At 67.7% G+C, this 13,624-nt stretch carries 14 protein-coding genes; 10 read left to right on the top strand and 4 right to left on the bottom strand.

Annotated elements, in window-relative coordinates; all coding sequences use genetic code 11:
• Positions 1-72: 72 nt before the first annotated feature.
• The 10 genes from HALOF300_RS20265 (at position 73) to HALOF300_RS20220 (ending at position 9,452) form a co-directional block, all read left to right on the top strand.
• Complete coding sequence (locus tag HALOF300_RS20265) at positions 73-606, top strand: NADPH-dependent FMN reductase (protein WP_197522708.1); 534 nt, start codon at positions 73-75, stop codon at positions 604-606.
• A 21-nt stretch (positions 607-627) separates the two neighbouring features.
• Positions 628-1,152, top strand: coding sequence for a flavin reductase family protein (locus HALOF300_RS20260; RefSeq protein ID WP_231955650.1), 525 nt, complete (start codon positions 628-630; stop codon positions 1,150-1,152).
• A 243-nt stretch (positions 1,153-1,395) separates the two neighbouring features.
• Entirely contained in the window at positions 1,396-2,709 is a 1,314-nt protein-coding gene (locus HALOF300_RS20255) for an NtaA/DmoA family FMN-dependent monooxygenase (RefSeq protein ID WP_197522707.1), read from the top strand.
• Between the two features lie 2 nt (positions 2,710-2,711).
• Positions 2,712-3,563: an ABC transporter ATP-binding protein gene (locus HALOF300_RS20250; protein WP_156742716.1), complete on the top strand. Its 852-nt coding sequence runs from the start codon at positions 2,712-2,714 to the stop codon at positions 3,561-3,563.
• Positions 3,560-4,342, top strand: coding sequence for an ABC transporter ATP-binding protein (locus HALOF300_RS20245; RefSeq protein ID WP_197522706.1), 783 nt, complete (start codon positions 3,560-3,562; stop codon positions 4,340-4,342). Before HALOF300_RS20250 ends, HALOF300_RS20245 begins: the two co-directional genes overlap by 4 nt.
• On the top strand, positions 4,339-5,391 hold the full coding sequence (locus tag HALOF300_RS20240; protein ID WP_156742715.1) for an ABC transporter permease: 1,053 nt from the start codon (positions 4,339-4,341) through the stop codon (positions 5,389-5,391). Before HALOF300_RS20245 ends, HALOF300_RS20240 begins: the two co-directional genes overlap by 4 nt.
• On the top strand, positions 5,388-6,248 hold the full coding sequence (locus tag HALOF300_RS20235; protein ID WP_156742714.1) for an ABC transporter permease: 861 nt from the start codon (positions 5,388-5,390) through the stop codon (positions 6,246-6,248). Before HALOF300_RS20240 ends, HALOF300_RS20235 begins: the two co-directional genes overlap by 4 nt.
• Positions 6,249-6,331: 83 nt before the next feature.
• Positions 6,332-7,978 (top strand): ABC transporter substrate-binding protein, encoded by a 1,647-nt coding sequence (locus tag HALOF300_RS20230; protein WP_156742713.1) that lies wholly within the window; start codon positions 6,332-6,334, stop codon positions 7,976-7,978.
• 66 nt (positions 7,979-8,044) lie between these two features.
• The gene (locus HALOF300_RS20225; RefSeq protein WP_156742712.1) at positions 8,045-8,767 is read left to right on the top strand and encodes a DUF1028 domain-containing protein; all 723 of its coding nucleotides are present in this window, start codon (positions 8,045-8,047) and stop codon (positions 8,765-8,767) included.
• Positions 8,768-8,843: 76 nt separating this feature from the next.
• Entirely contained in the window at positions 8,844-9,452 is a 609-nt protein-coding gene (locus HALOF300_RS20220; protein WP_156742711.1) for a helix-turn-helix domain-containing protein, read from the top strand.
• A 15-nt stretch (positions 9,453-9,467) separates the two neighbouring features.
• Here HALOF300_RS20220 and HALOF300_RS20215 read toward each other — a convergent pair whose 3' ends face one another.
• The 4 genes from HALOF300_RS20215 to HALOF300_RS20200 form a co-directional block, all read right to left on the bottom strand.
• Positions 9,468-10,388, bottom strand: coding sequence for a ketose-bisphosphate aldolase (locus tag HALOF300_RS20215; RefSeq protein WP_156742710.1), 921 nt, complete (start codon positions 10,386-10,388; stop codon positions 9,468-9,470).
• Positions 10,389-10,417: 29 nt separating this feature from the next.
• On the bottom strand, positions 10,418-11,269 hold the full coding sequence (locus HALOF300_RS20210; protein ID WP_156742709.1) for a carbohydrate ABC transporter permease: 852 nt from the start codon (positions 11,267-11,269) through the stop codon (positions 10,418-10,420).
• Between the two features lie 7 nt (positions 11,270-11,276).
• The gene (locus HALOF300_RS20205; protein WP_197522705.1) at positions 11,277-12,116 is read right to left on the bottom strand and encodes a carbohydrate ABC transporter permease; all 840 of its coding nucleotides are present in this window, start codon (positions 12,114-12,116) and stop codon (positions 11,277-11,279) included.
• A gap of 194 nt (positions 12,117-12,310) precedes the next feature.
• Positions 12,311-13,567: an ABC transporter substrate-binding protein gene (locus HALOF300_RS20200; protein WP_156742708.1), complete on the bottom strand. Its 1,257-nt coding sequence runs from the start codon at positions 13,565-13,567 to the stop codon at positions 12,311-12,313.
• Between the last annotated feature and the right edge of the window lie 57 nt (positions 13,568-13,624).

Raw genomic sequence — 13,624 nt, 5'->3', positions numbered from 1 at the left:
GGTTGCTCCCCTCTGCGGCGCCTGCAACCTGCTTCTCCGAATTTCTGGCACTCGGCAGACAGAGAGAAGCGGATGTCCCTGAAAATCACAGTCGTCGTCGGCAACCCCAAGCCGCGCTCACGCACCCGACGCGTGGCTGAGCTGCTCGCAGAGCAACTCATCCCCTCGGATCGGCAGATCGAGGTCATCGATCTCGCCGATCACATCAATGAGGTCTTCGCCTGGCCGTCCGAGCGGATGGCGCACCTCAATGCGACGGTCGCAGCCTCGGATCTGGCGATCTTCGCCTCACCCACCTACAAGGCCACCTACACCGGGCTGCTGAAGGCGTTCCTGGATCGCTACCCGGCCAACGGGCTCGCGGGGGTGACCGCCATCCCGGTCCACACCGGCGCCGACTTCGGTCATGCCATGGGACCGACCGTCAACCTGGCGCCGCTGCTGGCAGAGCTCGGCGCGATCGTTCCGGGACGTGGCTTCTACGTGGCGCTCAGCCAGATGGATCAGCTGACGGAGGTCGTCGCTGACGCTGCGGCAACCTACGCCGCGAATCTCGCGCGTCTGGCTCGGCTCGCCGAGCACACGTCATCACTGGCTGCCCGCTGATCCGCGACCCGAGGATTCCTGATGCGACCCATCGATATGACAACCGATACCCTCGGCACGCGCCGGTTCCGCGATGCGCTCGGCCACTACGCCTCCGGCATCACCGTGGTGACCGGGCACGACAGCCGGGAACCGCTGGGGTTCACCTGCCAGTCCTTCTCCAGCGTCTCGCTCGACCCGCCACTGGTCTCGTTCAGCGTGATGAAGACCTCGACCACCTATCCGCGTATCGCACCGACCGGACGGTTCGCCGTCAACGTCCTCGCGCGCGACCAGATGGACCTCTCCGCGCAGTTCGCACGCAGCGCGACGGACAAGTGGGCCGGCGTCGAATGGAGGCCGTCCGCGGCGGGGGATCCGCTGCTGGGCGGCGCGCTGCTGTGGATCGACTGCGAGCTCTGGGCCGAGCACGACGCCGGCGATCACCTCATCGTGCTCGGACGAGTGGTTGAGCTCGTCGAGCACGAGGGCCCCGCGCAGGAGCCGCTCGTGTTCTTCCGTGGCCGGTACCGGCACCTCGGGAACGCCGCAGACCGGGCGAGCTGACCGCGTCAGCGCGGCGATCGGCCTTGGTGACGGACCGGCGCTGCGAGGGCGACCGACCCGGGTCGGCTCCACCGCGGGCGTTGGTCGCCCTCGCCCGTACCCACGTGCCGAAGTCGTAACAGCGCGGTAATCCGCGGTCACAACGGCGAAACGGCGGGTCATTACTGTCCACTGGCAGTGGACGATTGTCCACTGACAGTGGACAACAGATTCGATTCAGTGTTGCGACACGAGAGGTCTACCGTGAGTTCCTACTCCTTCCACCTCGGCTGGTTCCAGGCCGGCTTCCGCGCACCGGCGTGGAATCGCGAGTGGTCCGGCCACTCGACGCGTGACTGGGCCACAGGGGGCTTCTTCGTCGACCTCGCTCGTGACCTCGAGCGCGGATGCTTCGACTTCATGCTCATCGAGGACTCGAACTACATCCCCGACGACTACGGCAACTCCTACGCCAGCCCGCTCAAGCACGGGCACCGGGCACCGAAGCACGACCCGCTCGCGCTCGCGGCGGTGCTGAGCCAGCACACCTCCAGGCTCGGCATCATCCCCACGGTCGCGACCACGGAGATCAGTCCGTTCCGGCTGGCGCGTGCGATGAGCACGCTCGACCACCTGTCGGCGGGCCGGATCGGCTGGAACATCGTGACCGGCAGCAACGATCGCGCCGCCCAGAACTTCGGCTTCGACGCGCAGCCGGCCCATGACCAACGCTACGAACGAGCGGACGAGTTCGTCGCCGTCGTGCGCTCGTTGTGGCAGTCCTGGGAGCCCGACGCCGTGCTGCTGGACCAGGACACCGGCGTCTACGTCGATGCCGCGAAGGTGCACACGGTCAATCACCAGGGCACCTACTTCAAGAGCCGCGGACCGCTCAACACGTTGCCGAGCCCGCAGTACGAGCCCGTGCTGGCGCAGGCAGGAAACTCGCCACGTGGACAGCTCTTCGCCGCCCAGCACGCCGAGGTCGTGCTCGCCGGCGGTTCCGACCACGCCAAGATGAGGGCCCTCCGCGACAACGTCCGATCCCAGGCCGAACGGCTCGGGCGGGACCCGGAAGGCGTGAAGGTCTTCTTCCTGATCGATCCCGTCCTCGGCGAGACGGACAACGAGGCCAAGGAGAAGGCCAAGCGCATCCGCGATGCGAATGCGAACGATCTCGAGTACGTGCTGTCCAACTGGTCCTCAACCACGACCACGGACCTGTCGCAGTTCGACCCCGACCAGCCACTGCCCGAGGATCTGAAGACCAACGGTCACCAGAGCCAACTCGACGGGATGGTCAGTTCCGGCAAGACCCTTCGGCAGCTCGTTCGGGACTCCTACGCGCACGAGGAGAACGGTTTCGTCGGGCGCCCGGACACGGTGGCGGCCCGCATGCAGGACGCGGCCGCCGAGATCGGCGCCGACGGCTTCCTGCTCTCCACGCGGATGCCGACGCGGCGCTATCTGAGCGAGGTCGTCGACGGCCTGGTGCCGGCGCTGCAACGGCGCGGTGCCGTCCGAACCAGCTATCGGCACGAGACGTTCCGCGCGAACCTGCTCGACGGGGCCAGCTGACCATGCCGGGCGACGTCGGACCGAGGGCCGCGAACGCCGTCGAGGTCGAGGACCTCAGCGTGCGTTACCGCACCGCGGACGGGTGGTTCACCGCGGTGTCGGACTTCTCGCTGACGGTGTCATCCGGTCAGCGGGTGGCCATCGTCGGCGAGTCCGGATCGGGCAAGAGCAGCGTGTGCATGGCGCTGGCCGGCCTGCTCCCGCTCGGAGCCGCCGTCGAGGCGACCACGGCCCGCATCATCGAGACCGACCTGACGGCGCGGCCGACGCGCGCGATCCCGTACCAGGTGCCCGGGGTGAGCGTCGTCTTCCAGAACGCGATGAACGCGCTCGACCCGGTCTGGACGGTCGGGAGCCAGCTCGGCACCGCCATCCGCGGGCGGGGCGCCACGTCCAGGGCGCGCGCCCGGGTGCTCGCCGGGGAGTGGTTGGAGCGGGTCGGGATCCGTGACCCCGCACGGGTGTTGCGTGCCCGGCCGTACGAGCTCTCCGGCGGGATGCGGCAGCGAGTGATGATCGCCATCGCGCTGTGCTCCCAGCCCGAACTGTTGATCGCTGACGAGCCCACCAGCGCCCTGGACGTCACGCTGTCCGTCGACCTCCTGGAACTGATCACCTCGCTGACGGCCGACCTCGGCACGACCCTGCTGATGATCACCCATGACATCGGGCTGTGCCGGGCCTACTCGGACCGGGTGGTCGTCATGCATCGCGGCCGGGTAGTCGAGCAGGGGGACACCGAGCAGGTCCTCGCGGCCCCGAGCGCGGACTACACCGCGGCGCTGCTCGCCTGCGCACCGTCGCTGGCGCAACTCAACGACCACCGGCTCACGACGATGGTCGGAGTCTCGTGATCACCGCGAAGGCGGCCGCCAAGCAGTACCGCGGCCGCGACAACACCGTCGTGCACGCCCTCAACCCACTGGACCTGGTGATCGAGCCCGGCGACCGGGTCGGCATCATCGGCGAGTCCGGGTCGGGCAAGTCGACCCTCGTGCGGCTTCTGCTCGGGCTCGAGACGCCGTCGGCCGGCTCCATCCGCTACCAGGACGGCGAGGTGTCACAGCTGAGCGGCGACCGGCTGCGGCAGTTCCGGCGGGACGTGCAACTCGTGGGGCAGGACACGACCTCCTCGTTCGATCCGCTGCGTAGCCTGCGTGACGCCGTCCGGCGCCCGGCGCTGGAGATCCTCGGCCTCACCGTCGCCGAGGCGGACGCGGCGGTCGACGAGGTGCTCGCCTCGCTGGCCGTCGACCCGGAGCTCGCATCGCGTCGGCCGTCCCAGGTGTCCGGTGGACAGCGCCAACGGTTCGCGATCGCGCGAGCGCTGATCGTCTCGCCGCGCATCCTCATCTGCGACGAATCGGTCTCCGCCCTGGATGTCTCGGTGCAGGGCGCCGTGCTCAACGAGTTCAAGGACTTCGCCGAGCGATCGGGCGCCGGGATCGTGTTCGTCTCCCACGGAGTACCGGCAACGGCGTTCATCAGCGATCGTCTCGTTGTCATGCACGGCGGCGACGTCGTCGAGCAGGGCGAGGTCAGCCAGGTTGTCAACCGGCCCAAGCATCCGTACACGGCGCGGCTGATGGGCGCCTACCGCAAGCTCTCCGCCGACGAATCGAGCGCCGCATGATCGCGCGGCTGTGGCGTTCCCAGCGCTGGTGGATCCAGCGTGTGGCGCTCCTGCCGGTCCACCTGTTCCTGTTCGCGATCGCGGTGTTCTTCCTGGTCCGGCTGATCCCGGGGGACCCCGTCCTGATCATCGCGGGCAGCGACGACCTGTCCGCGGACCAGTACGAACGCATCGAGGTGCTGCTCGGCCTCAGCGGCTCGCTGTGGCACCAACTGATGGTGTTCCTGGGCCGGGTGGTCACGCTCGACCTCGGCCGTTCCCTCATCGACGGCCAGGATGTGCAGGAGCAGATCGCGTGGCGGCTGCCCGCCACAATCGAGATCGCCCTCATCGCCATGGTCATCGCCATCGCAGTCACACTCCTGCTGTGCATCTTCGCGATGCTCCACCCCCATAACCCCGTCGCGAGATTCGCTGCCTTCTACGCGCGCTCGGCCGGAGCGATCCCGGACTTCGTCCTCGGGGTGGCCGGCATCCTGGTCTTCTACACCGTCCTCGGGTGGGCCGCGGCACCGACCGGACGCTACGACGCGGGGCTGCGGCCGGCGCCCCGGACCACCGGGTTCCCGTTCCTGGATGCACTGCTGTCCTCGGACACGGTGCTGCTCAGTTCGATGCTGGCGCACCTGTGGTTGCCTGTGCTGGTCCTGGTGGTCGGCAGCGCGCCCACGATCATGAAGGTCCTGCAGCGCTCGATCGAACACGCTGTCGATGACGAGGCCACCCTGTTCCGCATCGCGTCCGGAGTGCCGCGGCACGTCGTCATCGTCAGCGTCCTGCGCCGGGCCAGCCCCACCATGGTGACGATGTGCGGGCAGCTGTTCGGCTTCCTCCTCGGCGGCGCCGTCATCATCGAACAGCTCTTCGCGATCCCAGGCATGGGGCAGTACGCCGTCCAGGCGGTGGGCCGAGCAGACTTCCTGGCCCTGCAGGCATTCCTGCTCACGGTGGCAGCGTGCGTGCTGGTGGTGTTCCTGATTGTCGACCTCGTCAACATGACCTTGGATCCGCGCCGTCGACCCGGCGTGATGGTGGAGGGAAACTCATGAGCACTGCCACAACGCCCCCCACCGCGGCGCCGGCAACACGCCGGAGGTTGCCCGGGTCTGCCTCGATGGTGCCCGTCGTCGCGCCACTGGTCCTCCTCCTGCTGGTCGCCGCGCTCGGGCCCTTGCTGGTGCCCTACAGCCCGATCGACGTCGTGGCTGCCCCCGATCAGCCGCCGTCGGCGCAGCACTGGTTCGGGACCGACATCTACGGACTGGACGTCTTCTCGCGGGTCATCGCGGCCACGCGCAACGACCTGGTGGTCGGCCTCGTCGCGGCCCTGCTCGCGACGGTCATCGGCGTCGGTGTGGGACTGTTCACCGGAACGAACGAGTCACGGGGTGGCGTCCCAGGCAGCGTGGCCCGCGGTCTGACCCGCGGCCTCGACCTGTTCGACGCGCTCCCGCAGATCGTGGTCGGGCTGGTGCTGCTCGCCTTCTTCGGCCGAAACCTGCTCACCCTCTCGGTGGTGTGCGGCCTGCTCATGGTGCCCACCCAGGCACGCGTGGTCCGGACAGAGGTGCTCCGGGTGCGTCGCGAGGCGTACCTGGAGTCGGCGCGTCTGTCGGGCGAGTCCGAGCGCGGGCTGCTGCTGCGGCACATGCTGCCGAACTCGACGTGGCCGGCTCTGGAGAACGCCTCCTACATCTTCGGCGTCGCCGTCACGGTCGCAGCGGGCCTGGGGTTCCTCGGCGTCGGTCTGCCGCCGCCGACCCCCGAGTGGGGAGCCATGATCGCCGACGGCGCAACGGCGGCGTCAGCCGGGCGCTGGTGGTCCTCGCTGTTTCCCTGTCTCGCGTTGGCCGTGACCGTGATCGCGTTCAGCAATCTCGCCCACCAGTACCTGCGACGGCGCTGACCGGCGCCAGAGCACGCCCTGATCTGCCCACCCCCGGTCTGCCCACCCTCACCGGGTTTACCCACCCCTCGAAAGGAAGACTCGTGTCTCGAGATCGCTCCATGGTTCGCCGTCTGGCGAAGCCACTGGCTGTCGCCGTTGCGGCAGCGTTACTCGTCTCCGCGTGTGCGGAGTCGGCGAACACCGCCGACGCGGCCACCGAAGAGGAGACCAGCGTCACCATCCTGCAGGCCGACATCGGGATGGGCCTGATCAAGGAGGCCGGCGCCAACAACACCGAGTTCCTCGGCGCAACCCAGGCCACCCTCGTCCGCAAGCCCTACGTCGAAACCACCCAGGACGGCGTCTTCGAGCAGGACCCGTTCACCTATGAGGGCTACCTTGCCGAGAGCTACGAGGTCTCCGATGACGGCCTCGTCTACACCTTCCACCTCTCCGACGCCGTGAGCGCGGCCGGGAACGAGCTCGCTGCGGACGACGTGCTGTGGTCCTTCGAACTCAAGTTCGGAGCCGACACCTCGACGGCGCCGGGGGCGATGTCCCCGGTGATCACCGACCCGGCCACCCAGTTCACGAAGATCGACGACAAGACGGTCAGCATCACGATCGCGAGCCCGGGCCTGGGCACCACGCTGCTGTCCATGCTGGCGGACGCGCTCGCGTTCGTCTACGACAGCACCGAGATGCAAGCCAACGTGAGCGCCGACGATCCCTACGCGATCGCCTGGGCGCAGGAGAACCCGAACTACGGCTTCGGACCCTATGAGATCACCGACTGGGAGGTGGGCTCCTACGCCCGCTTCGAGGCACGGGACAACTGGATCCTCGGCACCCCGGAGGTCGACGTCGTCAACGTCCAGGTCGTTCCCGACGCCGGAAGTCGCGCGAGCACCATCCGAGCCGGCGACGCGGACATCGTCGAGGGGCTCTCGCCCACCGATGCGGCCGACCTGGCCACCGTCGACACGCTGATCGTGCCCACCGTCAGCTCACCTAACACCTCCCAGGTGCTCTCGCTGGTGACGAACAAGGCACCCTTCGACAACCTGCTGGTGCGTCAGGCCATCTCTCACGCGATCCCGTTCGAGGACATCATCTCCAACGTCTACCAGGACCGTGCGGTGCGTACCGGCTCGGGCATCGTCTTCACCAACACCCCCGGCTACGACGCGACCGGCCTGCCGGAGTACGAGTACGACCCGGAGACCGCCAGGGCACTGCTCGCCGAGGCCGGCTACCCCGACGGGCTGAGCTTCACCCTCACGGTGAGCGCCGCCGACGCCGAGTCCCAGGCCACAGCCGTGCAGATCCAGACGGCGGCACGCCCGGCAGGCTTCGACGTCCAGATCGAGACGGTTCCCGGGGCGGACTTCCACACCGGCCGCTACGCCAAGATCTGGCAGGCGCTCCTGTCGGTGCAGGCCCCGTGGGCACTCACGCCGATCTACACCCTCAACCTGCTGACCGGGGTCGACTCGCAGAACAACATGTCGGACTGGGAGGACCCGGAGTTCTACGAGGCGCTGGCCGCCAGCGCCGAGGTGATCGACCAGAGCTCGGCCGAGGCCGGCGCCGCATGGAACATCGCCGAGACCCGGCTGCTGGAGGAGGTTCCGTTCATCCAGATCGCGCAGGTGCAGCCCGGGATCGCGATCTCGGACCGGATCGCCGGGTACGCGTGGCGCACCGACAACACGGTCGACTACGCGCACCTGTCCATCAACGAATGACACCGCGGCCGGCGCGGAGCTCCTGTCGCGCTCCGCGCCGGCCCACCCCACCCAAGGAGAAACACCATGACGTTCAGCATCGTCGCCACCGATCCCACCACGAAGGCGGTCGGAGTCTGCCAGGGCACCGGCTCGATCGCACTCGCCTCCCGTTGCCCGCAGGTGGCGGGCGGTGTCGCCGTCACCAGCCAGTGGCACAGCGACTGGCGACTGGGACTGCGCGCCCTCGATCTGGCCACCAGCGGACTGGATCCACAGGTGGTGCTCGCGGCCCTGGAACTGACCGACCCATTGTTCGCCTACCGTCAGGTCGGCATCGTGACCGATGACGGCCGGGTCGGCGCCCACACCGGTTCCTTCTCCGGCGGACGGTCCTTCTCCGGGCACCACACCGGTGCCGGCTACGCGGTCCTCGGAAACGGAGTCGTGGGACCGGAGGTGCTCACGGCGGTCGCGCAGACGTTCGAAGCCGGTTCCGAGCTCGCCTTCGAAGAGCGCCTGCTCCGCAGCCTCGAGGCCGGGTTGGAGGCCGGCGGCGAGGGCCGCCGTCACCTGTCGTCCTCGCTCATCACCACGCTGCGCGGCGAGCGACGCCCACGCCTGGACCTCCGGGTCGACATAGCCCCCGACGGTGCGGATTCCATCCGCGAGCTGCGCCGGATCTTCAACGAGTACGGCCCGCTGATCGACTACTACGGTGACTACTGGCTCGATCACCCCGAGGTGCTCGGTGAGGAGTGGCTGGGCCTGGGACAGCCCCGCACCGAGAACCGCCAGCGCGTCAGTTGACGGTCCGTGCGAGCGTGGCGTGCCACCTAGGATCGCAACGAGGCCCATCACAGAGGGGCCCGAGGGGAGGCGGCAGGTGAGCAAGGGTGAACAACGGACCGTGACCGAGCGGGAGAACCTCGGTCGCCGGGTCCGCACCTTCCGCAAGAGCCGCGGCATGTCGATCCGGGACCTGGCCGCGGCCACGGGCAGGAGCCCCAGCTACATCCACCAGATCGAGAGCGGGTCGGCGAACGCCGCCTTCGCGGTACTGCGCAGCCTCGCCGATGCCCTGTCCATCAAACTGATCGACCTCTTCGAGGAACCGGGAGCCTCGGGCAAGGTCCTGCGCAGACGTGAGCGGCCCTCGATCCTGCACGGCGACGGGGTCCGCACGTTCGCGATAACCCCGCCGCCGCTGCTGGACGTCGAAGTGACCTCTACCGAATACCCACCGGGCGGGATCGTGGGCGGTCCGGACTACACCCACGGTGACGTCCGGGAGATCTTCATCGTGGTTCGCGGCACGTTCCTGTTCACCCTGGGGGAGAGCAGCTTCGAGTTGGCGGTGGGGGACAGCCTGGACTTCCGGTCCTCGGTGCCGCACCAGATCACCAACGTCGGGAGCGAAGTCGCCGAGGCGATCTGGGTGTCGTCACCGCCAGCGAGCCTTCCCGCGGCGCCGAACGCTGCCGAACACCCCTGACCGGTGTCAATCCGCTCAGTGCTGCACGGTCGCATCCTGGGACCACCGTCGCGCACCGATCCCGGACGGCCGGTAGTCGTAGTGCGCTGCGGCGCCGACGGCGCCCAGCACCTCTGCCTTGTGGCGAACGACCTGCTGCACGACGGCGAGAGCCGGCGGGTAGATGTCGAGCGGTTCGCGCTGGGCCGGGTCGGCAAGGACCTCGCGCAGCTTCGTGAAGTATGCCGTCTTCATGTCGGCTGAGATGTTCATCTTGGCGACGCCCAGCTTGACGGCGGCGGAGACCTGCTCGTCCACTGCGCCGGAGCCGCCGTGCAGCACGAGGGGGATGCCCACGGTCTCGGTGATCGCCGCGATCAGATCGAGCTTGAGTTCCGGCGTGAATCCCGCGGGGTAGACGCCGTGGGCGGTACCGACGGCGACAGCGAGCAGGTCCACCCCGGTCGACTCGACGAACTGCTTCGCCTGGCCGGGCTCGGTGTAGACGAAGTCCCGCATCTCGTCGAGGGACTGCGGGTCGCGTGGGCCGATCGTGCCGATCTCGCCCTCGACCGAGACGCCGACCCGGTGCGCCATCTCCACCGTCGCGCGTGTGATCGCGATGTTCTCCTCGAACGTGAGCAGCGAGCCGTCGATCATGACTGAGGTGAAGCCGTGGCGCAGCGATGCGGCGGCCTGCTCGAGCGAGGCCCCGTGATCCAGCTGGATCGCGACCGGGACGGACGCCGAGGCGGCCAGCGCGAACACCGACGGCAGGAACTGGTCTCCGACGAACTTCCAGTCATCGGGGTGGATCAAGAGGATGACCGGCGAGTCGGCAGCCTCACTGGCGGCGAGCACCGCCGTCAGCATCCCGTAGTCGCTGATGTTGTACGCGGCCACGGCGAACCCGTGCTCGTAGGCGGGCGCGACGATGTCCTTGCCGGTGAACAGCATTGAGTATCTCTCTCTCGTAGGAGGAACGGTCAGCTCTTGACAGCGCCGGCGGTCATACCGCTGACGAACTGCCGCTGGAAGATCAAGAAGAGGACGAGGACCGGCAGGCACCCGAGCACGCTCATCGCCATCATCTCGCTCCACTTGAACGAGTGCTCCCCCATGAGGAGCTGGATGCCCACGGGCACGGTCCGGTTCTCCCTGCTCTGCGTCAGGGTGAGGGCGAACAGGAACTCGTTCCACGCCACCATGAAGGTGTACGCGCCCACTGACACGATGCCTGGCCGTGCGATCGGCACCAGCACCTGCCACAGCGTGCGCATGGTGTTACCGCCGTCGACCTTCACCGCCTCGTCGAGCTCACGCGGAATCGTGTTGAAGTAGCCGGTCATCATGAGGATCGCGTACGGGATCGTGGCGACCATGTAGGTCAGCACCAGCGCCCAGAGCGAGTCGTACAGCTTCAGCCAGACCACGAGCCCGAAGTACGGGATCAGCAACGTGATCGGCGGCACCGCCTGCACGGAGATGACCACCGTGTTGAGCAGGCTCTTGAGGGGGAACTGGAACCGGCTCAACGCATAGCCCGCCATGATCCCGGCGAGCAGCGTCAGCAGCACGACCGCGCCGGCCACGAGGTAGCTGTTGATGAAGAACCGGAGCTTCTCGGGGTTCGTGAGGATGTCGGTGTACGCGCCGATGGTGAAGGTGTCCGGCAGGAAGGTCGGCGGGAACTGGAAGATCTCGGTGTTGGGCTTGAATGAGCTCAGCAGCATCCACAGTGCCGGGAAGCCCGCGAAGATCGCGCCGAGCGTCAGGCCGATCCACAGGGCGACCCGCTGTGCCCCGACCGAGCGGCCGCGTGACCGTGTCGTCGTCATGCTCACGTCAGTCCCTCGCCTTCTGGTGCCGTACGTAGAACAGGGCCACGATCGCCGACACGACGAACAGCACCACGCCGCTGGCCGAGGCCATGGCGAACTCGTGCTTGGAGAACGCCAGGTTGTAGGTGAAGGTCGCGATGGTCTCGGTGGCGTTGAGCGGCCCGCCGCCGGTGGCGAGCCAGATGATGGGGAACTGCTGCAGGTTCCAGATGAAGTCGAGCATCGCCACCGCGAGCAGGATCGGGAACAACTGCGGGATCGTGATGTTGAAGAACCGCGCACGCCAGCCTGCGCCGTCGATCTCCGCTGCTTCGTACAGGTCACCGGGGATACCCTGCAGCCCGGCGAGCAGGCTGATCATGATGAACGGGTACCCCGCCCAGACGTTGATGAAGATGACCGTGCCGAGCGCCAGGCTGGGGTTGGAGAACCACTCGACCTTCGAGTCGATCAGCGAAGCTGCCTCGAGCAGGTAGTTGATGACGCCGTTCGGGTTCAGCAGCAGCTGCCACAGGATCACCACGATCGAGGCGGTGAAGACCCAAGGCAGGATGTAGATCACCCGGAACAGTGCCGCCGCCAGCCGCGGCAGCAGCCCGCTGTTGAGCATCATCGCGAAGCCGAGCCCGATCAGCAGGTGCAGGGTCACCGACGTGACAGTGAAGATGGCGGTCTGCCCGAGCGCTTTGCGGAAGATCTCGTCCCCGAACAGAGTCAGGTAGTTCTCGATGCCCACGAACTCGGGGTCGCGTTCCATCACCACGTTGGAGAGCGTGGAGTACACGAACACCATGGCCACGGGGACGGCCATCATGATCAGCATCACCAGCAGGGTGGGTGACATGTAGCCGTAGGCCGTGAGGGTGGTTCGCCACCATCGGCCGGACCTGGGTCCGGTAGCGCCGGACCTGGGTCCGGTTGGGGCGGACCTGCGACGTGCAGGTGCTGTTGTTGCAGACATCGAGGCCTTCCAGACGCTTCGGTGGTGGGCGGCAGCAGACGGTGGTGCCGGCCGGCAAGCCGGCACCACCGCGTGTGTCAGCCGTCGCTGAGGACGCCGGTCCAGTACTCCTGGAGCGAAGCCTGGGTCTGCTCGACGCTCGCTTCGCCCTGCAGCAGGCGCACGAGGTTCTCGTTGAGGTTGCGGTTGAGGTCGAGCGCCTGCGGCAGGCCCTCGAGCTCGGTCACGAACTCGCTGCTGGAGTACACCTCGAACGCCAGCTCGTACAGCGGGTCGCCGTCCACGAAGCCCGGCACCGAGGACGCGTTGCCCGGGAACCCCGTGGCCTCGGTGGCGAGCTCGGAGTTCACGTCCTCAGACATCAGCCACTCGATCAGCTGCCACGCCTCTTCCTTGTGCTCGCTGTTCTCGGCGATGCCCAGGCCCCAGCTCGCGCCGGCGATGCCGGAGGGCTCGCCGTCCTGAGCGGGCACCGATCCGATCGAGAAGTTGAGGTCGGGGTTCGCTTCCCGGATGCCCTGGACATGGGCGAGCGAGCCGATGAGGAAGGCGTTGCGCCCGGCCGTGAACTCCTCGACCTTCTGCTGCTCCTGCTGCGTGAACGCACCGGGGGTGACGTAACCGCCGTCGTACTGGCCCTGTAGGAAGGTCAGCCAGTCAGCGACCTCAGGGGTCTCGAAGTTGGGCTGCCGGTCATCGAGCATCCGGTTGCCGGACGACCACAGCCAGGACTGTGAGTCGAAACCTGCCGGTGACTGCACGTTGATCGGCAGCGACCATGCATACACGTTGCTGCTGGCGTCGGTCACTGCGGCAGCAGCCTCGTCGAACTCCGCCCAGGTGGTCGGCAGCTCGGTGACCCCGGCGGCGTCGAGCAGGTCGGTGTTGTAGTACATGGGGTAGGCGAAGTTGAGTGCGCGGACCATGTAGGTCACGCCGTCGATCTGGTCGTTGCTGACGAGCTCGGCCGGGTCGAACCCGGCGTCGTCCATCAGCGCGGACAGGTCGGTGATCGCGCCCTGGTCCTGCAGGTCATAGACGCTGGCGCCGTTGATGGCGACGATGTCGGCGAGGGTGCCGGTTGCGGCTGCGGCGGTCTGCAGATCCACGGTCGCGGAGTACGGGTTCGAGATCAGGTTGACCTCGATGCCCGGGTGTTCCTCCTCGAAGCGGTCCATGAGGCCGCGCATGACGCCCTCGCTCAGCTCGACCTCCCACCACTGGCTGAAGTCGAGCGTGACAGTGTCGCCGGAGCCGTCGTCAGACGAGCAGCCGGCGAGAACGAGTGCTGCCGCGGCGCCGGCGGCGGCGATCGCAACGAGTCTGCGGTGCATCGGGGTTTCTCCTCCTCGAGATGGGGCGGGCCACGTCAACCGTGCTGTTCGAAGGGA

Origin of the sequence: Occultella aeris (assembly GCF_902703175.1) — a bacterium.
Classification (GTDB): domain Bacteria; phylum Actinomycetota; class Actinomycetes; order Actinomycetales; family Beutenbergiaceae; genus Occultella; species Occultella aeris.
The sequence above is the reverse complement of the archived record's forward strand: the minus strand, read 5'-3'. Positions and strand labels throughout refer to the sequence as shown.

Excerpts from the sequence above, each read along its gene's own strand:
- HALOF300_RS20265 (WP_197522708.1), top strand. The coding sequence starts at position 73 with ATGTCCCTGAAAATCACAGTCGTCGTCGGCAACCCCAAGCCGCGCTCA.
- HALOF300_RS20260 (WP_231955650.1), top strand. The coding sequence starts at position 628 with ATGCGACCCATCGATATGACAACCGATACCCTCGGCACGCGCCGGTTC.
- HALOF300_RS20250 (WP_156742716.1), top strand. The coding sequence starts at position 2,712 with ATGCCGGGCGACGTCGGACCGAGGGCCGCGAACGCCGTCGAGGTCGAG.
- HALOF300_RS20240 (WP_156742715.1), top strand. The coding sequence starts at position 4,339 with ATGATCGCGCGGCTGTGGCGTTCCCAGCGCTGGTGGATCCAGCGTGTG.
- HALOF300_RS20235 (WP_156742714.1), top strand. The coding sequence starts at position 5,388 with ATGAGCACTGCCACAACGCCCCCCACCGCGGCGCCGGCAACACGCCGG.
- HALOF300_RS20225 (WP_156742712.1), top strand. The coding sequence starts at position 8,045 with ATGACGTTCAGCATCGTCGCCACCGATCCCACCACGAAGGCGGTCGGA.
- HALOF300_RS20215 (WP_156742710.1), bottom strand. The coding sequence starts at position 10,388 with ATGCTGTTCACCGGCAAGGACATCGTCGCGCCCGCCTACGAGCACGGG.
- HALOF300_RS20210 (WP_156742709.1), bottom strand. The coding sequence starts at position 11,269 with ATGACGACGACACGGTCACGCGGCCGCTCGGTCGGGGCACAGCGGGTC.
- HALOF300_RS20205 (WP_197522705.1), bottom strand. The coding sequence starts at position 12,116 with ATGTCACCCACCCTGCTGGTGATGCTGATCATGATGGCCGTCCCCGTG.
- HALOF300_RS20200 (WP_156742708.1), bottom strand. The coding sequence starts at position 13,567 with ATGCACCGCAGACTCGTTGCGATCGCCGCCGCCGGCGCCGCGGCAGCA.